Source organism: Polyangium spumosum (genome assembly GCF_009649845.1).
Lineage (GTDB): Bacteria > Myxococcota_A > Polyangia > Polyangiales > Polyangiaceae > Polyangium > Polyangium spumosum.
Map to the genome: position 1 here is coordinate 305,414 of NZ_WJIE01000007.1, position 26,950 is coordinate 332,363.

Below are 26,950 nucleotides of genomic sequence, written 5' to 3' on the forward strand. Positions count from 1 at the left end.
GACCTCGCGCGGCGCAAGGGGCTTCCGGATCGAGGCTCAGCCCGTCTCGATCGGCAGCGTCGCGTCCCGCGACCAATCACTCCAGGAGCCCTCGTACAGAGCGACGTCCTCGCGGCCGAGCAGCACGAGCGCGAGCAGCGCGTGGCACGCCGTGACGCCGGAGCCGCAGTAACAGACGACGCTCTCCGCATCGAGCGCGCCGAGCGCCCGGTACCGCGCCTCGAGCGCCTCGCGCGGCAGGAAGGCCCCGCCGGGGGCCACGAGGTTCTCCACGAAAGGCGCGCTCCGAGCCCCAGGGACGTGCCCGGCGCGCGCGTCGATCGGCTCGACGCGGCCCTCGTAGCGCTCGCGAGCCCGCGCATCGAGGAGGACGGCAGCCTCCGGCCCCAGCGCGGCGAGGCGAGCGACGTCGGCTTTGCCCACGACGGGAGCGCTGCCAGGTCGGAGCGCGGGGGTCGGCGCGACCGCTCGCCGAGGACGGCCCGTGTCGAGCGGGTGGCCCGCCGCGATCCACGCGCCGATCCCGCCGTCGAGGACACGCCCGCCGCGAAACCCGAAGTAGCGGAGCAGCCACCACATACGCGCCGCGATCGCACCACCCGCGTCGTCGTAGGCGACGACGATCGAGTCCTCGGTGACGCCGAGGCGCGCGTGCAAAGCGGCGAAGTCATCAGGCGCGGGGAGAGGATGACGGCCCGGGCCGCGCGCATGATCCCCGGCGAGCTCGCGGTCGAGATCCACGAACGAAGCGCCCGGGATGTGGCCCGCGTCGTACGCGTCCACGCCACGCTTGCCCGAGAGGTACCAGCGCACGTCGACGACGACGACGCGTGGATCGGACACACGCGCCGCGAGCCAATCCACCGTGACGAGCGGACCTTCGGACATCGACGCCTCCTAGAACGTACCGGACAAACCCACGCTCCCCGGCCCGATGAGAGGCATGATCCGGGGCGCGAGGTGCGCGTCCTTCTTCGTCGGTTTCTTCCCACCACCCGAGGGCAAGAGCCAGAACGTCAGCGCGAGCGCGCCCATCACGCCGCCGCCGATGGCGAGGCCGAGGCCCACCGTCTGGAACGTCCGCCGCTCATCGTCCCTCGCCTTGATGTCGGCGTAGTCCGTCGCAGGCAGGCTCGTGCCCGGCTCGCGTATCGCCGCGAGGTCCTCGATCTCGCTCGTGCGCGACGCCGCCGTGTAGAGGAACACGCCCGAGGCGGCGCCGAGGCCGACCGTCAAACCCGTCGCGATCCAGGCGAACGTCCGACCTCCGCCGCGCGACGGCGACAGCGCCACGCGCGCCACGCTGCCGCGCTGCACGTTGACGGTCGTGCTCGACGTCGCGCCGTCCACCTGCATCTCGACCTCGTGTTTGCCCGGCTCCACGGCGACGCGCCCGTCATCGTCGGGCTCCACCGCCTTGTCGTCGACGAGCACCGACGCCGAGCCCGGCACGTCGCCGAGCGCGACCATCGCCTCCTGCGCCGGCACTGAGATCGTCTTCGTGAGCGCCGTCGTCGCGAGATCGCCGAACTTGTCCTGCGCGACGATCGTGACGTCGATCTTGGCCTTCGGGCGGATGAACGACGGATCGAGCGTGCCGCGCAGCGGGCCGTCGGGCGAAGGCGCGAGCGGCAGATCGAACGAGCCCTCGAGCGCGCTCGATCGAACCCGCGCGACGACCCGGAGCCACGGCGGCGTGGCGCTCGCCGTCGCCGAGATCCGCACCGGCGCCCAGGCGACCTCGGGCGCTCCGACCTCGAGGTCCGAGAGCTTCACGCCCGCCTTCTCGATCCGATCCTTGCGCGCCGTCTCCGCAGCCGTGCGACAAGCCGCGCGCACCTTCGGCGACTGATCCCGGGCGACCTCGGGATCGTAACCCGCCGCCACGATCGCCTTCGCGCACGCCTGCGCGCCCGCGCCCTCGCCACGCGTCACGAGCGCCGCTTGTGTCTCGAGCAGGCCCGCCTCCACGGCGAGCGTCGGCGGGAGCTCCGACTTCGACAGCGAGTTCAGCGTACGAAGCGCGTCCGCGAACGCGCCGTTCTCCACCTGCTCGCGCGCCCGCGCCACGACGCTCGCGAGGTCCTGACCTCGCGCCTCCGTGCCCGCGGCGCCGAGGACCAGCCCCACCAAAACGGTCACCGCGACCCGCCCGCGCCGAGCGCCCATGCAACGCCTCCCGTTCTTCATGGCAAACCTACTCCGACCTGCGCAGATCCACTCGAATCGACGACGGTTTGCCCGGCTTGATCGTGACCGACATGCTGCGCGACGCGCCGAGCTCGCTGTTGCGCAGGATCACCGAGTGCGGGCCCGGCGCGAGCGAGAGCGGCGCGAGCGGCGTGGTCCCGACCGAGCGCCCGTCCACGGTCACGTCGGCCCACGGCGAGACCGACACGACGAGCGTGCCCGGCTCGTTCGACGGCGCCTCGGCCGCGGACGCCGACGCGGTCGGCGCCAGAGAACCTCCGCCCGTGCGCCGCGGATCGACGGGCCGCGGGCCCGTCCCCTGCGCGACCTTCTCGGTCGGCGCGGACGAAGGCGCGCTCGAAGGCGCGGTCGCGGGCTCGACCTCGATGGCCGTCGCGCTCGGCGCAGCCGCGATCGAAGCCGACGGCGCGACCACGGCCGCGCTCGGCGCCGCCGACGTGGCGGCTTGATCTGCGCGTGGCGACGACGCGCTCTGCGACAGCACGAAAAACGCCGTCACGCCGCCGAGGATCGTGAAGCCCGCGAGCGCGATGATGGGCAGCACCATCGAGCGTCGCCCGCTCGTCCCCAGGCTCGACGGCGCGCCCGCGTCCGCGAAGCTCGACACGTTGGTCACGCCGAGGCCGCCGCTCGTCGGATTCGAACCGGGCGCGGACCCCGGCGTCCCCGCCATCGAGGGGTGATACGCGGGCGTCGAGATCCGCCCGGCGCCCGTCCCCGGCTGCCCCGCGTGCCCGTACGAGCCGTACGAGGCTTGCCCCGGCGCGTCGGACGATCGCGTGTTCTCCTGCGGAAAAGCGCTCGGCCGCTGCGCGCCCGTGCCGAGCTGCATGCTCCACTCCTGCGGCCGCTTCGCTTGCCCCGTGCCCGGCGCGTTCGAACCTCCCGCGGGCGCGCCCGCCACCTGCTCGACGCGCGCGCGGAGCTCGGCTTGTGCTTCCTTCACCGCGCTCGGCCCGAGCGCGCGCAGCGCCTCGTCCATGAGATACGCGAGCTCGCTGCCGTCGGCGATGCGCCTCCGTGGGTCGAGCTCCGTCGAGCGATCGATCGCATGCGCGAGCGCGGGCGGCACGCCCGGCACGAGCTCGTGCACGCGCGCGACGGGCTCGCTCGCGATCATCATGAGGAGCTGCGTCTGCGTCTCCGCCTTGCGCAACCTGCGCCCGAGCAGCCCTTCGAAGAGCGTGACGCCGAGCGCGAAGACGTCGGCCCGACCGTCGAAGGGCTCGCCGCGCGCCTGCTCGGGCGGCATGTACGGGAGTTTGCCCTTGAACACGCCGGTCTCGGTCTTCTCACCGCCGAGGCCCGAGATCCGCGCCACGCCGAAGTCCGAGAGCCGCACGCGGCCGTCCCGCGCGACGAGGATGTTCGACGGCGTGACGTCGCGATGAACGACGCCGCAGTTGTGGCCGTTCTCGTCGCACATGCCGTGCACCGCCTCGAGCGCGCGCGCGACCTCGCGGCCGATGTACGCGACCGTCGCGGGCGCGAGCGCGCCCGTGCGCTTGAAGATGCGATCGAGCGCGGCGCCGTCGACGAACTCGAGCACGAGGTAGAGGCCCCCCTCGGCGTTGCCGAGCTCGATCAGGCGGACGACGTTCGGGTGGTCGAGGCGCGCGATCACCTGCGCCTCGGCGACGAACGAGTCGGTCGCGACGTCGCCGATGTCCCCCGCGGTGAGCAGGCGCTTGACGGCGACGCGGCGGCGGAAGTTGCGCGGCCCCTCCTCCTCGGCGAGCCAGACCTCGCCCATCGCGCCCTTGCCGAGCATGCGGATGAGGCGGTACTTGCCCGCGAAGAGAGGCTGGGAGCTCATGGAGCCGGTGGTCATGCGCGCCTCAAGGTGCCGCCGGGGGCTCGGGTAGGATGGCCATCCGGATCGTGGCCGACGCTTCGTCCGTCTCGAGCCAGCCGACGAAGAGCCTGCCCGAGGTGAGGACCGCATGCACCGCGCTGATGTTGCGCGTCGAGAGCCGCGGGATCGAGGCCACGCGTGACACCGAGGCGCTCGCCGGATCGACGAGGTAGACCACGAGCTCCGGCGCGTCGAACGCCTCGCCGGGCGTGACGAGGATCGGCAAGGCGCCCTCGCGGCCGATCCACGCCGGGCGCGGCGTGTCGCGCAATCCCGGCAGCGCGCCGATCGCCGTCTCGACCGGCGGCATGGGATCACCCACGACGGGCGCTCCGACCCTGCGCAGCTCGGCCGGGCCCGAGACGGGATCGGTCGGCTGCTTGTCGCCCTGACGCGCCGAGGGCTCGATGTACGTGAGCGACGTGTCGTCGGCCGCGACGGGGATCGCGAGGCGACCGAGCTTCACCTCCGCCTCGCCGCCGCCCTCGGGCAAGAGCACCGCGCTCGGCCGCTCGTTGTCGAGGATCCACCACGCGCCGTCGTTCACGGCGAACGCGCCGAGAACGCCCACGGCGACGGGCAACTGCGCGCGCGCCGGGTGATACGTGGGCTCGGGCGTGAGGAGCGTCCCGTCCTCCTGCATCGCGTAGATCGCGAGCTCCGCGATCGTCTCGAGGTTGCCGTCCACGACCGTCGTCCGCGATCGCACGTAGCCGAGCTCGACCTGACTGCCGCGGCGAAGGAGCTTCGGGAAGCTCACGGCGCCGTACCCCACGGTGGCGAGGCGCTCCTCCTTGGGCCACGCGGGCTCGAACGAGGCCGGCTGATCCTCGCGCCCCTCCGGCGGGAGATCGACGCGGTACGTGACGAGCCGCGGCTCGACCGTGGGCTCGTCGGGCAACGATGGCGCGCTGACCGCCACGAGCACACGATCGCCGCTCACGGGCAGGATGTCGAAGTAGGGCTCGAGCGAGTCGGCGTCGGCGACGAAGCTACCCACGAGGTCGAGGCGCGGGCTCACGCCGCCCTCGGGCGTCACGCGCGCGCCCACGAAGCGTTGCCCCTCGTCGGAGTACGCATACGTCTCCCACGCGACGAGCACGCCCGAGGCTTGTGGCACGATCCGCACGTCCGATCCACGCAGGTACGGCGTGGCGGCGACGGTGATCGGCACGGGCGTACCCGGCAGCGCGCAGACGCCACGAATGCAGTCGTATCCCTCGGGGCAAGCGCCGCCCTCCGCGCAGAGCGCTGGCATGTCCCCGAACGAAGGCCCTCCGCAGCCCACCCCGAACGTCGCGAGCGCGGCGATCATCACGCGCGCCGATCGCGGATCCAGAACCCGTCCCCTCGATCCCCTCAAGGTGCCCCCATGCCCTCGCGACGCAGATCCGACACGCCGATCCAGAGATCCATGTTCGACTCGTAGAACTCGGTCCACGCGACGTACACCTTGTCGCCGAGGCCAAACGCGCGCGCCGTGTAGAGCGAACCGGTGCTCGTCCGCGGCACGCTCGCCACGATCCGCATGGGCTCCGTCGCCGAGCGCCAAGCGACGTCGATCGTGGGCAGGCTCGGATCTCGCGACACCGGCGCGACGAGCGCGCCCCCTTCGAAGGGCGTGCCCACGAAGGGCGACGCCGTGTCGGGCAGCGCGAAGCCCTCGTCCACCGTCGGCGTGCCCATCGAAGGCGTGAACACGTAGCTCACCGCGCACGTCGCCTTCGCCGGATCGCAGTCGCCGCGCCGCATCGAGAAGACGCCGTCTCTCCAGCCGAAGAGCGGCTCGTCCGTGGTCGACGCGAAGGCCGTCATCGTGTTCGCGCCGCCCATCGCGGCCGCGGGATCCACCGTCGAGAGCGCGTAACTCTCGAAGCCCACGCGCACCGTGAGCAGACCCGCGTCGTCGCGGAAGAGCTGGCAGTCGCCGGAGAGCGGCGGCACCTCGGGCGGCAGGCTCGCCGAGGCCGTCCAGGTGGTGTTCCAGAGCGAGCCGTTTCGCTCGAGGTGCAAGACCTCCACGCGCCCGCCGCCGGAAGGCACGGTCCAGGCGATGTTCACCGTGGTCCCGTCGATCGCGGCGCCGACGTACGCCGGCTCCACGCCGCCGAGGAAGGGCGTCGTCGTGGAGAAGAGCTTCCCGACCGCGGTCGTCGTGCCGCTCGCCGACGTGCGCTCGATCCCGAGCAGCTCGAGCGTCGTCTCGTCGCCGTCGACGTTCGGGAACCTCACGAGGACCACGCCGTAACGACCGTCGGGCAGCGGCACCACGGCCGAGGAGATCGTCGTGCCGCCGTACGCGTAAATCGCGCGTGGCTCCGAGACGCTCCCGTCGGGCGCGACGTGGATCTCGTAGATCCCCTTCGCGCCCGGGGTGAAGCCGTCGTTGACGATCAGCGTCGCGCCCTCGCCCTCGGCCGAGAGCCAGAACATCTCGGGCGGGTTGATCCAGGCGACACGTTTCGGCCGGCGGCTCGTGGGGTTCTCGCCGTCGCGCACGCAGACCGTGGCCTGGCACGAGTACCCCTCGGGGCAGAGCCCGCCGGATTCACACGAAAATGGCACGTCGCCGAGCTCGGGCGTGCAGCCCGCGCCGAAGAGCGCCGAAAACCAGAGGAAGTAGCGGGCCGTCCGCCCGAGCATGCGAGCAGTCTACCCCCGGACCCGGCCGCTTTGCGTCGGAAATGCGCGCCCTGTCAGCCTTCGCGCGCGCCGCCCGGCGCGTGGGCCTTCCCCGCGCCGTGCCTCGGCCCGCCCGCCTCGCTCCTCGGCGGCGTGTCCATCTGCGGAAACCACTCGAAAAACCGGTGCAAATGGGCGCGCCGCTCCGGATCGATGTACTCGAAGACCACCCCCCGATCGTTGATCTCCCAGAACTCGTTGCTGGTCACGGAGAGCATCTCGTTCTTGATCGACCAGAGCCGATGGGGCCGCTCGTCGCGCATGTCGCGGTGGATCTGCCTCGCCAGATCGACCTCGCCCTTCTGCAGGTAGTACGTCGCGAGCTTGACCTGCGCCTTGCGCACGCCGCGGAGCGACTGCTCCTGCTGCGCCACCTCCGCCTCCTTGTCGACCTCGAGGAAGATCCGGAGCAGCTCGTCCCGCACCGAGGCGCCGAGATCGTAGGCGAGCTCGTTCAGCGCGCAGAGGTCGAAGGCCACGGTCTCCGTGACGAACGCGAGCTTCATCGCGTGCGCCGTCTGCGCGTAGTACTTGAAGTGCCCCGCGATCCGCAGCGCCTCCTCGCCCCAGCCCTGCGAGAGGATCTTCTCGCCGAGGTAGCGGTACTGGTTCAGGCAGTTGTACGCGGCCGGCACGTCCCGCGCGTTGAGCGCGCGGCGCATGTACGTGTTGAAGAACTTGATCACCGTCGAGAGCGCCGCGCGATCCTCCGCCGCGAGCGCCGCGAGCCCGATGTACCTCGTGCCGATCGCGATGCGGTTGACGATGTCCGGCATCTCCGTCAGCGCCTCGCGCAGCACCATCAAGAACTGCCGGAGCGCCTTGTATTCGAGCCAGGTGCGATCGCTCTGGAGCTTGCCGAGCGCGACCTCGTTCATGCTCACGAAGTCGGCGTCCCGGAGCAGGCGCCCGCTGATCGAGAACCAGCGCTCGTCGAGCGTGCTCTTGTGCGGCATGTACGCGACCACGAGATCGCAGATCGCGTCGACCGTGTTCGAGGCGATCCCCTTGTCCTTCTGCTCGATCGCGTTGAGCCCGATGTCGGCGAGGTGCTCGAGCGCCGAGAGCGCGGTCATGCGCCGGCCGTCGACGTCCTCGTCCGACTCGTCGCTCGGCCTGCGGAGCGCCTGCGCCACGCCCGCCTTGCGGATGCGCTCGACGATCTTGTCGGGCTCGAGGAAGTCGAAGACGTAGTTGAAGTAAGGCGCCATCACGAGCAGGCTCAGCGTGAGCAGCACGATCGAGCCCATGACGCCGAAGCGCGGGACGAAGGACAGATCCGGCTCGGGCGCCTGTCGGATCGCGTAGTTCACCCAGAGCGAGAAGACCGCCGAGACCACGAAGAACGCGATCACCGCGCGGTTCGTGCGGTCCCGGAAGAACATGTCCGTGATGCGCGGCGTGTACCGCGTCGCCGCGAGCTGCACGATGATCGAGGCGACGGTGATGACGATCCCCAGGATCGCCGCGATCACCTCGCCCGTGCCGCCCATGATCCGGCTCGCGTCGTCCGGCGACATCGCGCCGAAGAGCGCGGTCACGCCGCCGGGTTGCGCCTTCGAGAGATCGACGAGCCGGAACGCGACGAACGCCGCCACGCTGACGCTGGCGAGGATCGAGAGCGGGTAGAGCCACAGGCTCTGCGAGATCGCGAGGCGAGCTTTACGCACGAGCCTCCTCGAGAGGACGAGAGCGCGGCTACGGGCTCTCGCCGCCCTCGAGGTCCTCGGCCAGGTAGCTCAGGATGACCTCGTCGAGCGACTTCTCGCTGATGAGATCCTCACCGAAGATCGAGGTTCCCTGCGCGGGACGCGCGGTCGCGAAGATGGCCGGCGGGCGCGTCTGCGCGTAACGCCCCGCGCTCGTCGGCGACGACACGGACGCGGGCTCCGGCGTCCCGAGCGCGCGATAGACCCCCGCCGTGAAGAGCGCGCCGCCCTTCTTCGAAGGGCTCAGCGAGGTGGGCGGCGGCGGGACGTCCTGCGTCTGCTGCACGAAGGTCGCCGTCTCGGGCGCCTTCGTCTTCTCCTCGAGCGACGACAGATCGAGGTCCATGTTCCCCGTCGTCGGCGCGGGCGGCGGCGGCGCGGGCGCCTTTCCGCGGAGCGCGGCCTGCAGATCCGTCGCGTTCATCAGCACGGACGGGCGCTGCGGCAGGGCCGGGTTGAAGCTCGGCGGCGGCGCCGCGGGCTCCGGCGCAGCAGCGGCAGCGGGGGGAGGAGGAGGCGCAGCCGGCGCCGGAGGAGGCGCAGCCGGCGCGGGGGCGGGCTCCGGCTTCGCGGGGGCCGAGGCCTCGGGTTTGTCCTCGAAAATGTGGTCGAACTGTCCGTCGCGCAAAGCGACGAACATCGCTTTGTGCTGCTCCTTCATGAGCTGACGGACGATCTCCTGCACGTTCGCCTCGTTGAGGTGCTCCGCGTAGGAGGTCTTCAGGGTCTTCAGGATGCGCCCGCCGTCCGCGAAAAGATGCGTGATCACGTGCGGGTGACGGTGCCCCGAGTCTTCCGTTTGAATATGGAAGACACGTCCCTTGTGCTTGACGTTGTTGTTGAAGCCGAGAAGCGGTGAGATGACTTTCACGGCGATCGATAAGGCTCCTGAAGGCCCAGAGAGACCCTACCATAGGGTCTGCCGGAGCGACCAACAAACGTCGCTTCAATCGACACGAGCGCTGGAATCCTGCGCCCTCGAGGTCGGCGCTCTCCTTCTTTCTCGTCTTGCTTCAAGGCAGACATCGCTCGAACTCGTCGGCGTTTCCCGCGCGCATCGCACACTCCGCCTCGTCCGCGGTGAGGTAGGTCGGGCAGCGCGCGAACTTCCGGTCGCCCCCGGCGATCGACCGCGCCTGGGCCTTGCGCGCCGCGAGCTCGGCCGCCGGCGGCTTCGCGTCGATGGCGTGGACGACGTGCTCCACGTAGCGATCGAGCAGCGCCGCGCACGTCTCCGGGGAAGGATGCGCCGCGAGCGCACGACGTAGCGGCTTCGACGCGACGAACCCCACGACGAGCAGCACGATCACGAGCGTCGTCACCACCTCCACGCGGCTCGCCGTCGAGCTCACTCGAGACACTGATCGACCTGCTCGGCCGTCGTCGCCTTGCGCACGCACTCCATCGCGCGCTCCGTGATCCGGCGCCCGACGCACTTGCTGACGAGCTCGTCTCCGCGCGCCGCGCGCACGGCGGCCGTCCGCTTCTGCACCTCGGCCGGGTCCGTGACGTTCTGCGCCGCGAGCTCGATCGCCGCGCTCTTGTCGAAGATCTCGTCACACTCGGCCTTCGTCGCCGGGCGACCACAGCCGACCACGACAAAAGCGAGCGAGACGATCAGGCAGGCCCCCGCGAGGCGCCCCCTCGCGCTCGAACCACCCTGCTCCATCATGCGCTGGCCCATGGGTCCGGGACCTTGGCGTGCCTCCGCCCGAGGCGCAAGCGCCGGCCGCGCGAGGAAGCACGACCGGACGCAGAGGGGCCCGTCGAATTCTGGACGCTCGGTTTGGCCTTGCTAAGCTCGATCCGTGAGCAAAGCGAAGGACAACCCAGCCTCCTTCGCACCCGCGGCAGCGGGCAAAGGAGCGGGCCAGACGGCCGGCGCCAAGAAGGCCTCGCCGCGCCGCGAGCGCGCCAAGGTCACGCCGAAGAAGCGGCCCGCGCGGCCGAAATCGGTGCTCGCCGAGGACATGCTCCGCCGCGCGCTCGAGGCGCCGACGCCGCGCTCCCGCGCGCTCTGGGCCCGCCGAGGCCTCGCCACCCGCGCCCCGCTCGACCGCACGACGCAGGCCATGCTGCTCCGTCAGCTCTACCTCGCTTACTACGAGGAGTGCCGCTTCGTGCAGGCCGCCGCGATCGCCGAGCAGGCGCTCACGCTCGACGTGTTGCCCGACGTCGCGCACCAGGACGCCGCGCGCGCGAAGCAGGCGCTCGGGGACGTCGAGGGCGCGGCCGCGCATCTGCGGCTCGCCGCGCGTATCGGCCCCGCGAGCCGCAAGGCGTTCCATTACTGGACCCTCGGCAGCCTCTTTTACCTGCACCACCGCTACGCCGAGGCGATCGCCGCGATGTCCCGCGCCGCGCGCTGGGGCACGACCGACAAGCCGCTCTACCATGGGCACCTCGCGCTCGCGCGGATCGCGCTCGGCCAGGAGGTCGACGGCATCGGCGAGCTCATCGACAGGTTACTCGTCGCGCCCGCGGGCGGCGGTTACGGCCGCTTCGTGCTCGGCCTGCTCGCCCTCCACGCCGGCCGGCCGGTCGACGCCCGCCGCTGGCTCGAGGCCTTCGTCGACCGCACCACCTCGGGCCGCAGGGCCGCCGCCATCGCGCTCCGCGGCGAGGTGGAGGCGGCTCGGCAGGCCCTCGCGCGCCTCCCTGCGGATTGATTGCCCGGGGCATTCGTGGATCGGGCCGAACGCTCGACCCTTTGGTAACATACGCCCCGTGCGACCCCGACGTGATCCCATGACACCCGCGCCTCGTTCGCTCGCGCCGCTCGCCCTCGCCGCGCTCGCGATCGGGGTGCTCCTCCTCTCGCCCTCCGCGGCCTTCGCAGCGGAGGACAGCCGCGATCTCTTCACGCGCCTGCGTGAGGACTACGGCCTCGTCGGCGGCGCGGTCGGCGCGTTCGTCGGCGGGCTCTTGACCTGCCTCACGCCCTGCGTTTACCCGATGATCGCGATCACGGTCAGCGTCTTCGGGGCCAAGCAGGCGTCGAGCCGCAAGCAGGCCGTGCTGCTCTCGCTCTCGTTCGTCATGGGCATCGCGGTCCTCTTCACCACGCTGCTCGTCGGCGCTGCGCTCACGGGAGGCCTCTTCGGCGCGGCGCTGCAGAAGTGGTGGGTCAACGTCGGGATCGCGCTCGTGATGGGCGCGATGGCCGCGTCCATGTTCGGCGCCTTCGAGCTCACGCTGCCCGAGGGCTTGATGCAGCGCCTCTCCAGCGTCGGCGGCGTCGGCTACGGCGGCGCCTTCGCGCTCGGCCTCGTGAGCAGCCTCATCGCCGCGCCTTGCACCGGCCCCGTGCTCACGGGCGTGCTCCTCTGGATCGGCAAGACGCAGAGCGTGGTGCTCGGCGCGCTCGTGGGCTTCTGCTACGCGCTCGGCCTCGGCTTGCCCTTCTTCCTCGTCGGCGCGTTCGCGGTCGGCTTGCCGAAGGGCGGCAAGTGGATGGTCGCCGTGAAGTCGTTCTTCGGCACCGTCCTGCTCGTCTGCGCCCTCTACTTCCTGCGTTACGCCATCCCGGCGATGACCAAGGTGGCACGGCATGACACGGTGTTCATGGTCGCGGGTGGCGCGGCGATCCTGTTCGGCATCCTGCTCGGCGCGATCCACCTCGACTGGAGCGACGGCGGCGTAGGCGTGAAGATCCGCAAGGCGCTCGGCATCGTCGCGGCGACCGCGGGTGGCTTCGTCCTCTGGGTCAGCGTCGAGCTGCCGCCCGAGATGCCGCACATCGTGGCGGACGCGAACGCGGCGCCGGGTCAGCCCGCGAAGAAGCTCCTCATGTGGGAGCACTCGGAGAAGGACGCGACGGAGAAGGCGCAACGCGAGAAGCGACCCCTCATGGTCGACTTCACGGCCGACTGGTGCGGCGCTTGCAAAGAGTTCACGAAGCACACCTTCTCCGATCCACGCGTCATGGAAAAGACGGGCAACTTCGTCGCGGTCAAGTTCGACGCGACCGACGACGAGGATCCGCAGGTGGAGCAGGTGAAGAAGAAGTACGGGGTGGTTGGGCTTCCGACGGTGGTCATCTTCGACTCGACCGGCAAGGAGCGGAAGCGGTTCACCGAGTTCGTGCCTGCCGACAAGTTCCTCGCGGCCATCGAAGGCATCGAGTAAACGGCGCGCCCATACCCCCTCGCATCGTTGCCGCATCGCGAGGTCCGACATGGGTATCGTCATCCGCCTTCTCTCCCTCCTCACGCTCCTCCTCCTCGTCCCAGCCTGCTCCGGCGGCGGTGAGCCGCTGCGGGGCGGCCTCGTCGTCGGCGTCACGAGTGATCTACGCGTCGGCGTCGACGTCCTGCGCCTGCACGTGATCCGCAAGGTCAACGGCGCCGTCGTCAGCGACGACGAGCTCTTCTCCGACGGCGCGTCGCCCTTCGAGATGCCGCTCGAGATCGGCTTCTCGGATCTCGCGGACGGCGACGACGTCGACGTCGAGATCGAGGCCTTCGGCAGCACGAACAGCCCGCTCGTCGTCCGCTCGGCCGGCAGCACGATCCGCGCGGGCCGCACGCTCCTCTTGCGTGTCGACCTCGCCGCTGCGTGCGCGGGCTCCTCGGCGCCGAAGTGCGAGGCGCCGCAGACGTGCACCGGCGGCGTCTGCGGCGCGGTGTACGTGAGTCCCGCGAACCTCGAGGACTACAACACGGGCTGGTCCAAGGGGAAGACGGACATCTGCAAGCCGAACGACGGCCCCCCTGCCCTCTTCATCGGCAAGGGCCAGGCCGATTATCTGCCCACGAGTGACTACGACCTCGCGCAGATCGAGGCCGGCCCGCAGGGCGGCCATCACATCTGGGTCGCCCTGCGCATGAAGAATCTGCGCCAGTCCGGGAGCATCACGACGCTGACGGGCCACGTCGACGAGCTCGACCTCGACATCAACCCGTTCACCGTGATCTTCACGTTCGACCCCGCCGAGGGCGGCTACTGCAAGCTCTACGGCCTGCGCTTCCAGATCGACGGCGCGACCGACGTCGAGGCGCTGCTCGGCAAGACGCTGCTCGTGAAGGCCAGCGTCAAGGACAAGGACGGCGACGTCGGCACGGCCGAGCGGTGGGTGAAGCTCTCGTCCGACATCCTCTGATCACCGCGCCGTCGCGGCATCCTCGCCGAGCCGCGACGTCTTCCACCGCGACCAGAACCCCCCCGTCAGCACATCGAGCGTCGCCTCCGCCTCCATCACCGCGAGCTCTGCGCGCGCTCGCGCCTCGGGATCCTCCGCCGGATCGTCTCGCACCACGCGCGCGCGTTGCCAGGCGAAGAGCGCGTCGAGCACGCGCGCCTCGAGCTTGTGCCTCGCCGCGGCGCGCTCCTCGCGCAGCCGCTCGAGCGCGACCTCTTCATCCGCGAACACCAGCCGATCGAGCTTGAACGTCGCGCGCGCTTCCAGCCACAGGCTCGATCCGCCGGAGGCCGTGACGCGCTCCGGGTCGTACTCCGTCGGCGCGAGCGCGCGCGCCTCGTCGAGCAGGCGCGTCACGCGCAGCCGAAGCTCGGGCAACAGGGCCGACGCGCGTGCCCGCGAAGCCACGCGGTCGATCCGCGCGACGTGTTCTTCGAGGCGCGCATGCTCGATCGCCGCCGACACGACGGCGCGCGCGACGGCCGGCGAGATCAAGAGCGCGGGCGCCACACGCGGCACCTCCGGCGGCGGCGTGGGCGCCTGGGGGACTTCCGGGCTCGGCGCCGGATCGGCCGCGACCTTGGCGAGGCGCGCGCGTGCCCGGCGCGCGTCTGCGGACTCGGAGATCCGCTCGATCGGGACACCCACGAGCACCATCACGCCGAGATCGTTCCGCCCCTCGTCGCGACGCACGAACGACGCCTGCAACGACACCCAGAGCGATCCTCCCGAGGCGCCGTCGCTCCAGAGCTCGTGGGCCATCGCGTCGTCGAGATCCGCGGCGGCCTGGAACGACCAGTCGTCGTCGGGCAACGTCGACGCCGCGTGAACCGGCGCCGCTCGCAAGAGCGCGACGAGCGCGGCGGCGAGGGCGAGCGGAGACGAAAACCGTACTTCGGAGCGAGCTCGATGGGTCATGCGCGTACATCGACGCGCGCCGCGACGAGTTGCGTACGACCCGACGATTTCTTCTCGATCTACCGCTCGCGTGTCCCGGGACGAACCTGCTCGCTCGCGCCGCCGCGAGGCCACTCGCTCGATCCGCCGCGTGCTTGCGCGCCTGGCCTCGTGGCGCCTGCGGGCGCGCCGCGGTCTCCGAAATCGAGCGTGGGGACACGCTCGCCGATCGCCTCGAACCGCCCGGCCCCGCCCGTCGTCGGCGCGCCGGCCGAGGGGCCCGCGAGGATCGGCCCGAGCATCGCTTCGATCTCGGCGGGCGCGGGCCCAGCGACGTGGGCGCGCGTGGGCTCTTCGCCCGCAGCTCCGACCGGCCCCGACGTGCTTCGCTCGGGTGACCATCGCGCGACGCGGAGCGAGACCGACGTGGTGGGCTCGCTCCGCGACGTCATGACCTCGGCGCCGATGGCGAAGGGTTCGAAGGCGCCGTGCGCGAGCCAGCCGATGCTCACGCGTACGTTTGATCCCGGCCGCAGGTTGCGCAGGTAGGCGTCGCCGAAGAGCGCGTCGATGTGCAGATCGCGCTGCTCGAGGATCGGACCATCCCAGCTCGGGGTGACCTGGACCATGCGCACCACGAGCGCGCCGCCCGCGTGCCGGGCCCGCGCGCGCGCGAGGCTCACGGGGCGCACCTCCCAGTAGAGGTAGATCGTCGCGGGATCGACGGCGATGGCCACGACCTCGTCGACGTCGTACCGCTCGGGCAGCGGCAGCTCGTCGATCGCATCCGCCTCGGGCGCCGACCAGGCCTCGAGCTCCGCTTCCGCTGCGGCCTCCGCGATCGCCTCCGCTTCCGCCTCCACGAGCGCCTTCGCGATCGCGACCGGCGCGACCGGCTCCGCCTCCGCCTCCTCGATCGCCTCCGCCTCCGCCTGCGTTTGCGCCTCCGCCTCCGCCTGCGTTTGCGCCTCCGCCTCCGCCTGCGTTTGCGCCTCCGCCTCCGCCTCGATCGGCGTGGTCACGGCGTCCTCGTGTACCTCTCCGGTGGTCAGCCGTTGCCGCAGCACGCGTGCTTCCGTGTGCTCGGGCTCCCGCGCGAGCACCTCGTCGAGCACCCCGATCGCTTTGTCCACGAAGCCCTGCGCTGCGTAGATCTCCGCGAGTGTCACCGTCGCGAGGGGCGGCGGCGCCGTCGGCCAGCCTTTGGCCGGCGCGGGCGTGCTTCGCACCGAGCTCACCACGTCGGGCAGGTGCAGACCTCGCTCGATCACCCCGGCGAGCAGGTCCCTCGCTCGCCCCATCCATCCGCGGGATCGCGCGCGGTCTCGCTCGCTCCGCGCCGTGCGCGTCACGATCTCGTCCACGAGCTCCGGCACCGTGAGCGAGCGCGGGCGAGCCACGCCGAGCTCTTCTGCCAGCGCGATCAGCTCCTCCCGCGTCAAACCCTCGAGCTCGTGCCGCTCCATTTCGCGCGAACCTAGCACGAACGACGGCGCGACGAGAGCGTCCGAGGCGGGCCGTCGTCTCCGCGCCCGTTCGTCCGGAGCATCCGCCTGCGAAAGCCTCCGGAAACAGAGCGAAACTCCGCGTCTGCGTTTTAGACTTTCCGCATGCCCCCACCCCACGTGCTCGCCTTCCGCGGCCAGGACCGCGCGGAACGAAGGCCGGGCACGCGCGCGTCCGGCTGGGCGCATTTCGTGTTCACGAGCCTCGCCTCGCTCGCCGCCGTCACCTTCGCCCTCTCTCGCGTCGAGCGTGTCCGTCTCCTCGAAGCGCTCGTCGTGCCGGCGACCTTCCTCTTCGCGAACCTCGTCGAGTACCTCGTGCACCGCGGCCCGATGCACCGCCGCAAGAAGCTCCTCGCGATCCTCTACGAGCGCCACACCTTGCGCCACCATCGTTACTTCACGCACGAGGCGATGGCCTGCGACACGGCGGCCGACTTCTCGATCGTCCTCTTCCCCCCCGTGATGTTGCTCGTCGTCCTCGGCGGCGTGGCCTTACCGGTCGCGCTCTTGCTCTTCGCCGTCGCGACGCCGAACACGGGCTGGCTCTTCGTGGCCACCGCGATGTCGTACTTCCTGACCTACGAGTGGTTGCACTTCGCCTACCACCTGCCGGAGGGCTCACGTGTCACGCGGAGCCCCCTCGTCCGCGCCCTGCGCAAGCGGCACACGCTCCACCACGACCTCGGCCGCATGGCGCACGAGAACTTCAACATCACGTTCCCGCTCTGCGACTGGCTCTTCGGGACGCTGGGGAGGCCGAAAATCGATGACCGAGGGGGTCGGCGCGAGGCGAGGGTCGCGCGCGACGATGACGCGCGGCCCTCGACGCGAGGCGACACCCACGCGTAACGCTGACCAGGCACGTCGACCACGAGGACGACACCCACGCGTCAGGATGACGCGCGTCCCTCGCCGCGGGGCGACACCCTCGCGTAAAGGTGACGCGCGCCCCTCGGCACGCGGCGACGGCCACGCGTCACGGTGACCAGGGGCCTCGGCCGCGAGGACGACACCCTCGCGTCACGATGAGCCGCGTCCCTCGCCGCGGGGCGAGGGGGAAGAGGGACGATTTTCGGGGGAGAGAGGCGGGGATCAGCCGACCGACTTCATCATCGCGACCGGCGCCGTCGCCTGACGGAAGCCCGCCGTCGCGATCGCGTCCACCGGGGGCTTGCGCCGCGCCGGCTGGTTCAGCTTCGCGCTGTCGAGCACCGCCTCGCAGAGCGCGCCGAAGTCGTAACCCTTCGCCGCCGCCGCGCGCGCGAGCAGGCCGTCCGGCGCGAGCGCCGGCAGCGTGTTCACCTCGAGCACGTACTCGTTTTCGCCCGCCGTCACGAGCAGGTCCACCCGCACCGCGCCCGTGCAGCCGAGCGCCCGCGCCGCGCGCTCCGCCAGGTTCTGCACGCCACGCTCGCGCTGCGGCGACAGCACCACCTTCACGAGCTCCGCGTTCGGGCCCTCCAGCATCGCCTTCGGCGTCGCCACCTCCACCGAACCGAGCACCTGCCCGTCGAGGATGGCCACGTTGATCTCCACGCCCGTCACGAACCGCTCCACGAGCGCGATGTCGTCGTACTCGAACGCCTGCTCCAGCGCGGCCCGCAGCTCCGCCAGGTTCGTCACCCGCGACACGCCCTGGCTCGAACCCTCCCCGCGCGGCTTCACGATCGCCGGGTACCCGAACGAGCCGTGTTGGCCCTCGAGGTCCGAGAGGTCCGCGTCGACCGCCACCGTGTAGTACGGCGGCGTCGGCACGTTGTGCAGGCGGAACATCTCCTTCGCCTTCAGCTTGTCCATCGCCAGCGCGCTCGCGAGCACCGACGAGCCCGTGTACGGGATGCGGAGCAGCTCGAGCATCCCCTGCACGCAGCCGTCCTCGCCCAGGCGGCCCGAGAGGGCCAGGAAGGCCACGTCGATCCGGGCTTTTTGCACCACGGACGCGAGGTCGGGGCCGTAACTCTCGCCGAGCGACACGCGCACCACCTCGTGGCCCCGCGCCGACAGCGCCTCCGCGACAGCGTGCCCGGCGGAAAGCTCCGACGACGACCCGCCCATGATCACGCCGACCCGCCTCCGCATCGATCGCCTCTTCATCGAATCAACCTCCGCCTCGTGAACGCTCGGACCGCGTCACGTGCCTTCGATGTCGGCGGGTATCAGATGATGGAGAGAAGGGTCAACAAAACGGACGACTTCGAAATCAGACAAGTTCCACGAGCACGGCGGTGATGTTGTCCTTGCCGCCTCTCCCGTTCGCGAGGTCGAGGAACCGCGTCACCGCGTCGAGGCCACCCGTCTCCGCGATCGCCGGGATCTCCTCGGTGTTCAAGTATCCATGCAGCCCGTCCGAGCAGAGCAGGTACCGGTCCCCGAGGCGCACCGGGATCACCGCCGTGTCCACCTCCACGTAGTCCCGGTTGCCCACGGCGCGCGTGATCACGTTCTTGTGCGTCGCCTTCGCCGCCTCCGCGGGCGTCAAGAGACCCTGCTTGATCTGCCACGCGAGCAACGTGTGATCCTCGGTGAGCTGCACCGCGGCCCCGTCGCGGATCTGGTAGATGCGGCTATCACCCACCTGCCCCGTCACGAGGGATCGGCCAAGCAAGAGCGCCGCGCTGATCGTCGTGCCCATGCCGAGCTTGTCCCGCTCGAGCTCGGCCATCGCGTAGATCAGGTACGTCGCCGCCTGGATCGCCCCCTCCATGATCCGGCACGCCGCCCGCGCCTGCGCCTCGTCGAGCTCCCCGTCGATCGGGCCAAGCGTCCCGAGGCCCTGCTTCACCATCCCGTGGATCGTGTCCACCGCCTGATGGCTCGCGACCTCCCCCGCCGCGTGCCCGCCCATCCCGTCCGCGACGATGTAGAGCCCGAGCTCGTCGTCGTGGAAAAAGGCGTCCTCGTTGCTCTTCCGATGCTTGCCGACGTCCGTCCGCGCGGCGGACCGCACCGGCCACCGCCCTCGGAGCGTCGGCGCCTCGTTCTGACGCAATGCATCGGCCCGGTCGTGCGGTGTGCCCATCGTGGAGAGCTCGTACTCTTTCCGACGATAATCCGCCCAGGGCCCCCCTGTCGAGAGGGCCGTCCGCTCGGGTAGACTCCCTCGCCAAACAACATGACAGCGCGGAGCTTCTGCACGAGCGTGTCGTCGCCCGATGGGCTCAGCCGTGTGCTGCGGGAGATCCGCGGCGCGGTCACCTCCCCCGCCGGTGGGCTCGTCTTCGTCACCGGCCCTCTCGTGGCGCAACTCCGCGCGCTCGCTCCCCGCGTCGCGGCCGCATGGAAAGGCGTACCGACCGTGATCGTCCCCGGCGCCGGCGTGCTCTCCGAGCGCTCCGAGCTCGAAGGGGTCGCGGCCGTGAGCGGCATCCTGTGGAGCGGCGGACAGGCGACGCCGTTCGCGCTCGGCGACGCAGAAGAACCGCCGCGCGCCCTCGGCGCGTCGATCGGACGAGCCCTCGGCGCGCGCCCCGGCTCGGCGCTCGTCTTCCACACGACCGAGGGCTTCGACGTCTCCCTGCTCGACGGGATCGCGGACGCGGCGCCGTCGGCGCGTGTCTTCGGCGGCGGCACGGTGGGCGCCTCGGGGATGGTGGTCACGGCCGAGGGCGAGGAGCGCACGGGGCGCGCCGTGGGCATGGCGATCAAGGGGCTCGCGGCGCCGATCGTCGCGGCCTCGTCGGCGTGCCGGCTCGTGTCGGAGCTCCACCCGATCGAGGAGGTCAGCGCGGGCCTGGTGCTGCGGCTCGGCGGGCGCGCCGCGCTCGACGAGCTGTCGCGTTGCGCGCCCTCGGCGAACACTCCGGGCGCGCCCTCGCCGCTCGTGTTCGCCGCGCTCGCCGAGCCGGACGATGTCGGCGAGGACGGGCGCCCGCGCTTCGTGATCCGGCCCGTGCGAGGGATCGATCCGGCGCGGCGCGCGGTGATGATCGGCGAAGGCGCGCGGCCCGGGATGCGTATGGGCTTCGCCGTGCGGGACGCGCAGACGGCGCGCAGCGAGCTCGAGACGATGGCGCGCGTGGTCATGAAAAACGCGCTCGGCGCGGCGCCACGTTTCGCGCTCTACCTGAGCTGCGCGGGCCGCGGCGCCGGCCTGCACGGCGCGCCCGACGCCGAGGCGCGTGTCCTGCGCCAGCGCTTCGGCGACCTCCCGATCGCGGGCATGCACGCGGCCTTCGAGATCAGCCCGCGTGAAGGCAAGCCGTCGCGGCTGGAGCTCTACGCGGGCGTGCTCGCGCTCTTCCGCTCGCCGAGTTGACCCTCGCGGTACGCTTCGAGCAGCCGCGCCACCCGCTCGTCCACGATCCCGCGGGCCCTCTGGAACTCGGGCGTCGCGCGGTAGGTCTCGAGCAGCGGGCAACGATCCATCCAGAGCAGATCGATCAGCCCGACCTGCGCGCAGGGCAAGAGCGAGCTCAGGGCGCGCGCGTGGTCGCCCACGTACGCGGCGAGCTCGATCTCGACCTGCCGGAAGTACGCGTTCCGCCTCCATCCGCCCTCGCGGCTCGCCATCGCCTCCTGGAAGACCGGCGAGTCGAAGGGCGAGATCTTCTCGAGCAACGCGTCGCGGATGGCCATCTGGATCGGCGACTCGGTCTTGATGTCCCGGAGCCGCTCGACGACGACCTGCGTGACCTTCTCGTCGCGGAACCACATCGCGTACCGCGTCAGGCCGGCGAAATAGGCGAACTCGCCTTCGAGCGTCCGCACCGAGTCGAGCAGCTTCAACATGCCGTCCCAGTCGCCGCGCAGCACGAGCACACGCGCGAGGTTCCGGGCCACGGAGGGCGCGGCGGGGTCGAGCGAGAGCGCCGTCTCGAGGAGGCGCCGCGCCTCGTCGAGCGGCCCCGACTCCGAGAGGATCATGCCGAGCAGCCCGTACGCCTCGGCGAGCGCGGGCGCGCGCGTGATGGCCTGGCGCGCGCTCCGCACCGACTCGACCACCTCGCCGATCTGGAAGAGGCTGTGCGCCATGGCGAGGTGGGCCTCCGCGAGGTGCGGCGCCACGGCGAGCGCGCGGTCGGCGGCCTGCTTCGCGAGCGCCGCGTTCTCCCCGCTGAAGAACGACATCCGCGCGAGGGCGCTCGCGTACCCGGAGAGGATCGTCGGGTCCTGCGGCGCGCGCTCGAGCGCCTGCTCGAGCAGCTTCACCGCCTCGCGCACGTGTTGCACCCAGAACTTCCGGTACTCGACGCGCGCCTTGAGGTAGAGCTCGACGGCCACGGGATCCGTCGGCGACTCACGCGCGGGCTGCGCCATGTCGACCGTGAGCGCGTCGGCGATCGCCTTCGCCACCTCGTCGTTCACGACGAAGAGGTCCTTCTCCGGCCGGTCGAAGCGCTTCGCCCAGAGCTGGAATCCATCGGCCACGCTGAGCACGCGCGCGCTGATGCGCATGGCCGCGGGTGTCCTGCGCACGTTGCCCTCGACGACGACCTGCACGCCGAGCTCGCGCCCGATCTCGCGTGGATCTTGATCGACACCCTTGAAGCGCATCACCACGCCGCGCGGCCGGACCTTCAGGCCACGCGTCATCGAGAGCGTGTCGATCAGATCGTCGGTGAGCCCCTCCGCGAGGTACGCGTCGTCCGGCGGCCCGCCGTTGCGGAACGGCAGCACCGCGACCGTCTTCTCGCCCGGCGACGTCTGCGCGGCGGGCGTCGGCGTGCCCGCGCTCGGCGCCCCCGTGTTCGCCACGAGCGTGTTCACGGGCAGCTTGTTCATGGCCGGCAAGGTCAAGCTCGCGAGCTCCTCGGCGACCTCGTCGGCCGCGCGATACCGCTCGTCGCGATCCCGCGCCAAACACTTGAGGACGATCGTCCCACACGCCGTCGGCAGATCGGGCCGCTTCACCCGCGGATCCGGCGGCGGTTGCAGGAGGCGCGCGGCGGCGATGCTCACGATCGAGTCCCCTCGCCAGGCCTTTTCGCCCGTGAAGAGCTCGTACAGCATCGCGCCGAGCGCGTAGATGTCGGCGCGCGCGTCGATGCCCTCGAGCCCCTGCACCTGCTCGGGCGCCATGTACGCCGGTGTCCCGATCACCGCGCCGGCCTGCGTCCGCGCGCCGTCGCCCTCGTGCATCCGCGCGATGCCGAAATCGGTGATCACCACGCGGCCGTCCCTCGCCATGAGCACGTTCTCGGGCTTCAGATCGCGGTGGATGACGCCCGCGGCGTGCGCGGCGGCGAGCCCGGCGCAGATCGACGTCGCGATCTCGACGACCCGCGCCACCGACATCGCGCCTTGCCGCGCGACGAGCGCGTGGAGCGGCTCGCCCTCGACGTATTCCATGGTCAGGAACTTGTCGGCGCCGTGCTCGCCGATGTCGAAGACGCGGGCCACGTTCTTGTGGGTGACGCGGCGAGCGAGCTTCACTTCGCGGCGGAATCGCTCGAGCATCCCGGGCTCGTTCACGAGGTCCTGCCGCAGCACCTTGAGGGCGACGACCTCCTCGAGCTCCTCGTCGCGGGCGCGGTAGACGCTGCCCATGCCGCCGACCCCGAGCAGGCCGAGCAACGTGTATCGGCCCGCGATGCGATCACCCGGCGCGCTCGGAAGGACCAGGCCCGTCGGCGCCTCGCTGAGGGGGCCGGAGAACGGAGGGTTCGCCTTGTAGTCGGTCATGTACGGCCGCTACCGAGGCTAACCCATCTGCCTCGGGGTGCTACCCTCCGCCGCCCATGAACGCCGCCGTCGTGGTCCGCGCACTCACGAAGGTCTACCGGGTCCACGAGCGCCCGGCCGGGCTCGCGGCCGCGCTGCGCAGCGTCTTCCGCCGCACGTACAAGGAAGTGCGCGCGGTCGAGGAGCTCTCGTTCACGATCGAGCCCGGCGAGCGCGTCGGTTTCCTCGGCCCGAACGGCGCCGGCAAGACGACGACCTTGAAGATCCTCGCCGGCCTGCTGCACCCGACGAGCGGCGAGGTGACGGTCTCGGGCCACGCGCCGCGGGAGCGTGATCCCGGCTTCTTGCGGGCGATCACGCTCGTCATGGGCCAGAAGCAGCAGCTCCTCTGGGACCTGCCGCCCGCCGAGACGTTCGACCTGAACCGCGCCATTTACGGCGTCCCCGACGCGGCCTACGCCGAGACCCTGCGTGAGCTCGAGTCCCTGCTCGACATCGGCGCCCTCGCGAAGAAGCCGACGCGCCAGCTCTCGCTCGGCGAGCGCATGAAATGCGAGCTCGCGGCGGCGCTCCTGCACCGGCCCGGCATCCTCTTCCTCGACGAGCCCACGATCGGCCTCGACGTCTCCATGCAGCTCGTCGTGCGTGATTTCATCCGCAAATACAACGAGAAGCGCGGCGCCACGGTGCTGCTCACGTCCCATTACATGGACGACGTCGCCAGCCTCTGCCCGCGCGTGATCGTCATCGACAAGGGCAAGCTCCGCTACGACGGCGACCTCGCCACGCTGGTGAGGACGATCCGCCCCGACAAACGTATCGTGCTCGTCTTCGCCACGCCGCCGGATCGCGCGGCCCTCGAGCGGGTCGGGGGGGTCGTCGAGCTCGAGGGGACGCGGGCCGTCTTGCGCGTGCCCCAATCGGAGGTGCGCGACGCGGTGAGCCACCTCGTCGCGAGCGCGGACCCGAGTGACCTCACGATCGAGGATCCGCCGCTCGAGGAGGTCATGCGTGATCTCTTCGCGCGGCCCGCGGAGGAGCCGGCCGGGGCCACCAAATGAGCGTGCTCGGGGCCTATCCCACGCTCCTGCGGGTGGGCTTCTCGGCGGCGCTCGCGTATCGCGCCGAGCTCGTCATCTGGATGCTGACGACCACGATGCCGCTCGTCAGCCTCTCGATCTGGACGGCCGTCGCGAGCGAGGCGCCGGTGGGTCGTTATGGTCCGGGCGAGTTCGTGGGGTATTTCCTGGCCGCGCTCGTCGTCCGTCAGGTCACGGGCTCGTGGCTCGTCTGGGAGATGAACCAGGAGATCCGCCAGGGCACGCTCTCGCAGCGCCTCCTGAAGCCGATCCACCCGCTCTGGATGTACAGCGCCGAGAACCTCGCGGCCCTGCCGCTCCGCGCCGCGTTATGCCTGCCGGTCGTGGTCGTGGCCGTCGTGTATGCCGACCTCACGCGGAGCGGCCCCTTGCTCGTGATCTTTTTCGCCTCTCTCCTCGGCGCGTGGCTCATCAATTTCTTCACGATGGCCATCATCGGCTCGCTCGCGTTTTTCCTGGAGAGCTCCACGAGCGTGTTCGAGCTCTGGCTCATCACGTTCATGTTGCTCTCCGGGTACGTCGTCCCGCTCGAGCTCTTCCCCGGCTGGGTGCGCGGCGTGGCCGAGGCATTGCCCTTCCGCTACACCCTCGGTTTTCCCGTGGAGGTCGTGATTGGGCTCGTGGATCTGGAGACCGCGCTCCGGGGCCTCGCCGTGCAATGGGCGTACGCGGCGTCCGCCGCGGTCGCCTCGATCCTGGTTTTTCGTGCGGGCGTGCGGCGGTTCGGGGCGTTCGGGGGCTGACGGCAGGGGCAGCCGCGTCACCTGCCGACGGTGAGCGCCCCCTTGGCCACGAACTGCGAGAATGCCCCCAGGAACTCGTCCATGGTCACGGTTCCGCTTCTGTCGATGTCGCACAGGCGCAAGAACTCGTCTATCTCGACGTCCGCATAACCTTTCTCCCGGAACTTGGCCATCACCTCGGCCACGTCGAGGACCCCGTCCCGATTGGTGTCGATCTCTTCGAAGATCTGGAACATCGAGTCGCGCATCATCGATTTGAAGATCGCGTCCCGCAGCTCGTTCTCCAGCACGTCGAGCATCGACCCCTCGGGCGTCTCCAGGATCCACGGCTCCATCGTCGTGGACCTGAGCACCGTCACCGTGGTGCCGGAGGACGAGGAGACCCCGAGGCGTCGCTTGTAATCGTCGATGAAGACTCTCCCGTAGTGCTCCTCGCTGAGGTCCGTCGTGCTCACGATCATTCGATAGCCGTAGATGTCGTCACCGGGATCGAGGCTCAGGCGATCGTAGATCGCCTTGTTCAATCGATTGGCCAGGTCGAGGTTCGTGTTCAGCGACCCGTCCGGGTGCTTGAAGTTCACGGCGTAGGTCAGGATGTTCTGATCGGGCCCGATCTCGGGCAGGAGCGCCATCGCCTCCGGGTCGGACAGGAGCTCGTCGACGCTGCGTCCATCGATCCGCTCACGGATGAATCGCAGCTCGGCCTCCACCTCGCCGCCCGTGACCTCGGCGGGCAGCCGCGGGACCGGGACGATGACGAACCTATCCTCCGGGACCGCCATACTGAGGAGCCTCGCGTAGAACCTCTTGCAATTGAACAGCGCCCTCCGATGGATCTGCCCGTATCCGCTCCGGGTAGGTCGAATGACCTTGTGGCTCAGGTACACCGCCGCCACCGCCGCGCCCGGCTTGGAGCCCTCCAGCCCGTAAATACCCACGTTAGGCTCGGCCTCACCGTGGACGATGTAGGGCGCCTTGAACGTCACCATGTCGCGCATGGCCGAATTGCGGTAGCAGAGCGCCCCGGCCGGATAAGGGATGTAACCCGATTTATGCGGATCCACGGTGATGGAGTCCGCCCGGCCGAGCGCCGAGAACTGCGAGGTGACGTAGCCACTCATCCCGATCTCGGGCGCCGGACCGGCGCGCTCGTCTCTCGGGCGCGGCCCCTCGTCGGGCCGAAGAATCGAGGCGAAATATCCCCCCCACGCGGCGTCCGCGTGGACCGTGAACGACAGGCCCTCCTTCTGGAGCTTGTTGCGCAGCTCGAGGACCCCCTTGAGCGGATCCACTGCGCTCTCCTCCGTGCTGCCGATGACGGCCACCACCGTGTACACGGGCCGCCGCTCCTCGAGGCAATCCCGCAGCATCTTCTCCAGCGCGGCCAGGCTCATCCGCGCGTCGCAATCGACGGGGACATCGATGACATGGGCCGAGCCGATGCCCAGCACCGCCGCAGCCTTCGGAAACGAGTAGTGCTTCGTGGCGGGGACGAAGAGCACCGGCGACGCGGGCACGTCGGCCCCGCAACGCCTGCAGAGCTCCTGCATCCCCAGGTGCTGGAGCGAGTGACCCGACATGGCCTTGGTGATCGTATCGCTCGAGATGCCGTACTCCTCCGTGAGGCGCGCGGGCAGCGCGAGGACGTCGTCCACCTTGAGGTTCAGGAGCGACCACGCGTCGAGCGTGGCGATGGGCGCGCGCCTGCCGTCGCACGTGTTCACCTCGATGTCGCGCGCCGTCGACAGGGAGGGCTCGGCCTTCAATGCCTCGCGGAGCGAGAGCGGATAAAACTTCAGGTTCCTCGCCGACCAGATGGCCTCGATATTGGCCACGGTCCCGCCGCTGGTGATGTGTCCCCAGGGCCTCACGATCCCCTTCGCGACGTCGTCGTCCTCCGGGACGGTGTAGCCGAGCATCCGGCACAGGTCGTCGCCCACGATCATTTCCAGGATCGTCGTCGATGTCGACCCCTCGAACGCGACGTTGTTGGGGTTGTAGAGCATCGCCGCGAAATAACCCAGGATGCTGGGAAGCGACGTATCCCAGTTCATGTGCCCCTGATAGCGGCCGCTGAAGAAGGGCACCGATTTCTTGAGGAACGACATGAGCGACCGCAGGTTGTCCTTCAACGAGTCCATCGCGTGGAGGTAGGAAGGGTGCCGCTTGGCCTGCTCGGTGATGTGCGTGGGGTCCTGGGGATGGAAGTTCCGCCTCCAGAAGGAATGGTCTCGGATGGCCTCCACGATGAGCTTCTCGAGCTCGTCCGCGTTTTCGGCTTTGGTGCCCAGGAACCACGCCTCCGGTGACCTGGTCCCTGCACCCTTGAGGAAGGGTCTCTCGCCGAACCCGAAATACTTACCGTTCGGCTTGCCAGGACGGGACTTCTCGCCGCTCATCTCTCCAGAACCTTTCCTGCCCCGCTCTCGAATGCATCCAGCGGCGCGGGGCGGAGATCCTATACAGGAGGATCGCTCTCGCGGT

22 protein-coding genes are annotated in these 26,950 nt (G+C 70.4%); 7 read left to right on the plus strand and 15 right to left on the minus strand.

What is annotated here, in order from left to right:
• Positions 1–36: 36 nt before the first annotated feature.
• From GF068_RS25420 to GF068_RS25460, 9 genes are all read right to left on the minus strand, one after another.
• A complete protein-coding gene (locus tag GF068_RS25420) occupies positions 37–888 on the minus strand; it encodes a sulfurtransferase (protein ID WP_153822045.1) in 852 nt (283 codons plus the stop codon).
• A gap of 9 nt (positions 889–897) precedes the next feature.
• The gene (locus GF068_RS25425; protein WP_153822046.1) at positions 898–2,190 is read right to left on the minus strand and encodes a hypothetical protein; all 1,293 of its coding nucleotides are present in this window, start codon (positions 2,188–2,190) and stop codon (positions 898–900) included.
• Between the two features lie 7 nt (positions 2,191–2,197).
• Positions 2,198–4,027 carry a serine/threonine protein kinase gene (locus GF068_RS44370; protein WP_240807382.1) on the minus strand — a complete coding sequence of 610 codons (1,830 nt, stop codon included), beginning with the start codon at positions 4,025–4,027 and terminating at the stop codon, positions 2,198–2,200.
• Between the two features lie 22 nt (positions 4,028–4,049).
• The gene (locus GF068_RS25435; RefSeq protein ID WP_153822047.1) at positions 4,050–5,381 is read right to left on the minus strand and encodes a hypothetical protein; all 1,332 of its coding nucleotides are present in this window, start codon (positions 5,379–5,381) and stop codon (positions 4,050–4,052) included.
• A gap of 44 nt (positions 5,382–5,425) precedes the next feature.
• Entirely contained in the window at positions 5,426–6,709 is a 1,284-nt protein-coding gene (locus GF068_RS25440) for a hypothetical protein (RefSeq protein ID WP_153822048.1), read from the minus strand.
• Positions 6,710–6,762: 53 nt separating this feature from the next.
• Positions 6,763–8,418, minus strand: a complete 1,656-nt coding sequence (locus GF068_RS25445; protein ID WP_338046563.1) for a DUF2254 family protein — start codon at positions 8,416–8,418, stop codon at positions 6,763–6,765.
• Positions 8,419–8,446: 28 nt separating this feature from the next.
• Positions 8,447–9,328: a hypothetical protein gene (locus GF068_RS25450; protein WP_153822049.1), complete on the minus strand. Its 882-nt coding sequence runs from the start codon at positions 9,326–9,328 to the stop codon at positions 8,447–8,449.
• A gap of 142 nt (positions 9,329–9,470) precedes the next feature.
• Positions 9,471–9,809 (minus strand): hypothetical protein, encoded by a 339-nt coding sequence (locus GF068_RS25455; RefSeq protein WP_153822050.1) that lies wholly within the window; start codon positions 9,807–9,809, stop codon positions 9,471–9,473.
• Positions 9,806–10,141, minus strand: coding sequence for a hypothetical protein (locus tag GF068_RS25460; RefSeq protein WP_153822051.1), 336 nt, complete (start codon positions 10,139–10,141; stop codon positions 9,806–9,808). Before GF068_RS25460 ends, GF068_RS25455 begins: the two co-directional genes overlap by 4 nt.
• A 124-nt stretch (positions 10,142–10,265) precedes the next feature.
• Here GF068_RS25460 and GF068_RS25465 point away from each other — a divergent pair, with 124 nt between their 5' ends.
• From GF068_RS25465 to GF068_RS25475, 3 genes are read left to right on the plus strand one after another with little or no spacing between them, the layout of a single operon-like run.
• The gene (locus tag GF068_RS25465; protein ID WP_240807384.1) at positions 10,266–11,126 is read left to right on the plus strand and encodes a tetratricopeptide repeat protein; all 861 of its coding nucleotides are present in this window, start codon (positions 10,266–10,268) and stop codon (positions 11,124–11,126) included.
• Between the two features lie 58 nt (positions 11,127–11,184).
• On the plus strand, positions 11,185–12,585 hold the full coding sequence (locus tag GF068_RS25470; RefSeq protein ID WP_338046564.1) for a protein-disulfide reductase DsbD family protein: 1,401 nt from the start codon (positions 11,185–11,187) through the stop codon (positions 12,583–12,585).
• A gap of 49 nt (positions 12,586–12,634) precedes the next feature.
• On the plus strand, positions 12,635–13,558 hold the full coding sequence (locus GF068_RS25475; protein ID WP_153822052.1) for a hypothetical protein: 924 nt from the start codon (positions 12,635–12,637) through the stop codon (positions 13,556–13,558).
• Here GF068_RS25475 and GF068_RS25480 read toward each other — a convergent pair whose 3' ends face one another.
• Both GF068_RS25480 and GF068_RS25485 read right to left on the minus strand, forming a co-directional pair.
• Positions 13,559–14,515 (minus strand): hypothetical protein, encoded by a 957-nt coding sequence (locus GF068_RS25480; RefSeq protein WP_153822053.1) that lies wholly within the window; start codon positions 14,513–14,515, stop codon positions 13,559–13,561.
• A 59-nt stretch (positions 14,516–14,574) separates the two neighbouring features.
• Positions 14,575–15,960, minus strand: coding sequence for a DUF4912 domain-containing protein (locus tag GF068_RS25485; RefSeq protein ID WP_170319670.1), 1,386 nt, complete (start codon positions 15,958–15,960; stop codon positions 14,575–14,577).
• Positions 15,961–16,104: 144 nt separating this feature from the next.
• Between GF068_RS25485 and GF068_RS25490 the strand changes: the two genes are divergently transcribed.
• Positions 16,105–16,851, plus strand: coding sequence for a sterol desaturase family protein (locus GF068_RS25490; RefSeq protein ID WP_153822055.1), 747 nt, complete (start codon positions 16,105–16,107; stop codon positions 16,849–16,851).
• 243 nt (positions 16,852–17,094) lie between these two features.
• Here GF068_RS25490 and GF068_RS25495 read toward each other — a convergent pair whose 3' ends face one another.
• Together GF068_RS25495 and GF068_RS25500 are read right to left on the minus strand one after the other, a co-directional pair.
• On the minus strand, positions 17,095–18,096 hold the full coding sequence (locus tag GF068_RS25495; RefSeq protein WP_153822056.1) for a D-alanine--D-alanine ligase family protein: 1,002 nt from the start codon (positions 18,094–18,096) through the stop codon (positions 17,095–17,097).
• A 106-nt stretch (positions 18,097–18,202) separates the two neighbouring features.
• Positions 18,203–19,021, minus strand: coding sequence for a PP2C family protein-serine/threonine phosphatase (locus GF068_RS25500; protein ID WP_153822057.1), 819 nt, complete (start codon positions 19,019–19,021; stop codon positions 18,203–18,205).
• Between the two features lie 93 nt (positions 19,022–19,114).
• Here GF068_RS25500 and GF068_RS25505 point away from each other — a divergent pair, with 93 nt between their 5' ends.
• On the plus strand, positions 19,115–20,257 hold the full coding sequence (locus GF068_RS25505; RefSeq protein WP_153822058.1) for an FIST signal transduction protein: 1,143 nt from the start codon (positions 19,115–19,117) through the stop codon (positions 20,255–20,257).
• Here GF068_RS25505 and GF068_RS25510 read toward each other — a convergent pair.
• Positions 20,218–22,623: a protein kinase domain-containing protein gene (locus GF068_RS25510; protein ID WP_153822059.1), complete on the minus strand. Its 2,406-nt coding sequence runs from the start codon at positions 22,621–22,623 to the stop codon at positions 20,218–20,220. The two genes, GF068_RS25505 and GF068_RS25510, sit on opposite strands and share 40 nt — an antisense overlap.
• A 56-nt stretch (positions 22,624–22,679) precedes the next feature.
• Between GF068_RS25510 and GF068_RS25515 the strand changes: the two genes are divergently transcribed.
• Both GF068_RS25515 and GF068_RS25520 read left to right on the plus strand, forming a co-directional pair.
• Positions 22,680–23,684 (plus strand): ABC transporter ATP-binding protein, encoded by a 1,005-nt coding sequence (locus tag GF068_RS25515; protein ID WP_153822060.1) that lies wholly within the window; start codon positions 22,680–22,682, stop codon positions 23,682–23,684.
• Complete coding sequence (locus tag GF068_RS25520) at positions 23,681–24,466, plus strand: ABC transporter permease (protein ID WP_153822061.1); 786 nt, start codon at positions 23,681–23,683, stop codon at positions 24,464–24,466. The genes GF068_RS25515 and GF068_RS25520 overlap by 4 nt, the downstream gene beginning before the upstream one ends.
• Before the next feature lie 17 nt (positions 24,467–24,483).
• On the opposite strand, the gene GF068_RS25525 is transcribed toward GF068_RS25520, so the two are convergent.
• Positions 24,484–26,865 (minus strand): pyridoxal-dependent decarboxylase, encoded by a 2,382-nt coding sequence (locus GF068_RS25525; RefSeq protein ID WP_153822062.1) that lies wholly within the window; start codon positions 26,863–26,865, stop codon positions 24,484–24,486.
• Positions 26,866–26,950 lie beyond the last annotated feature (85 nt).

Coding starts and splice junctions, on each gene's coding strand:
- GF068_RS25420 (WP_153822045.1), bottom strand. CDS start 888: ATGTCCGAAGGTCCGCTCGTCACGGTGGATTGGCTCGCGGCGCGTGTG.
- GF068_RS25425 (WP_153822046.1), bottom strand. CDS start 2,190: ATGAAGAACGGGAGGCGTTGCATGGGCGCTCGGCGCGGGCGGGTCGCG.
- GF068_RS44370 (WP_240807382.1), bottom strand. CDS start 4,027: ATGAGCTCCCAGCCTCTCTTCGCGGGCAAGTACCGCCTCATCCGCATG.
- GF068_RS25435 (WP_153822047.1), bottom strand. CDS start 5,381: ATGATCGCCGCGCTCGCGACGTTCGGGGTGGGCTGCGGAGGGCCTTCG.
- GF068_RS25440 (WP_153822048.1), bottom strand. CDS start 6,709: ATGCTCGGGCGGACGGCCCGCTACTTCCTCTGGTTTTCGGCGCTCTTC.
- GF068_RS25460 (WP_153822051.1), bottom strand. CDS start 10,141: ATGGGCCAGCGCATGATGGAGCAGGGTGGTTCGAGCGCGAGGGGGCGC.
- GF068_RS25475 (WP_153822052.1), top strand. CDS start 12,635: ATGGGTATCGTCATCCGCCTTCTCTCCCTCCTCACGCTCCTCCTCCTC.
- GF068_RS25480 (WP_153822053.1), bottom strand. CDS start 14,515: ATGACCCATCGAGCTCGCTCCGAAGTACGGTTTTCGTCTCCGCTCGCC.
- GF068_RS25485 (WP_170319670.1), bottom strand. CDS start 15,960: ATGGAGCGGCACGAGCTCGAGGGTTTGACGCGGGAGGAGCTGATCGCG.
- GF068_RS25490 (WP_153822055.1), top strand. CDS start 16,105: ATGCCCCCACCCCACGTGCTCGCCTTCCGCGGCCAGGACCGCGCGGAA.
- GF068_RS25495 (WP_153822056.1), bottom strand. CDS start 18,096: ATGAAGAGGCGATCGATGCGGAGGCGGGTCGGCGTGATCATGGGCGGG.
- GF068_RS25500 (WP_153822057.1), bottom strand. CDS start 19,021: ATGGGCACACCGCACGACCGGGCCGATGCATTGCGTCAGAACGAGGCG.
- GF068_RS25505 (WP_153822058.1), top strand. CDS start 19,115: ATGACAGCGCGGAGCTTCTGCACGAGCGTGTCGTCGCCCGATGGGCTC.
- GF068_RS25510 (WP_153822059.1), bottom strand. CDS start 22,623: ATGACCGACTACAAGGCGAACCCTCCGTTCTCCGGCCCCCTCAGCGAG.
- GF068_RS25515 (WP_153822060.1), top strand. CDS start 22,680: ATGAACGCCGCCGTCGTGGTCCGCGCACTCACGAAGGTCTACCGGGTC.
- GF068_RS25520 (WP_153822061.1), top strand. CDS start 23,681: ATGAGCGTGCTCGGGGCCTATCCCACGCTCCTGCGGGTGGGCTTCTCG.
- GF068_RS25525 (WP_153822062.1), bottom strand. CDS start 26,865: ATGAGCGGCGAGAAGTCCCGTCCTGGCAAGCCGAACGGTAAGTATTTC.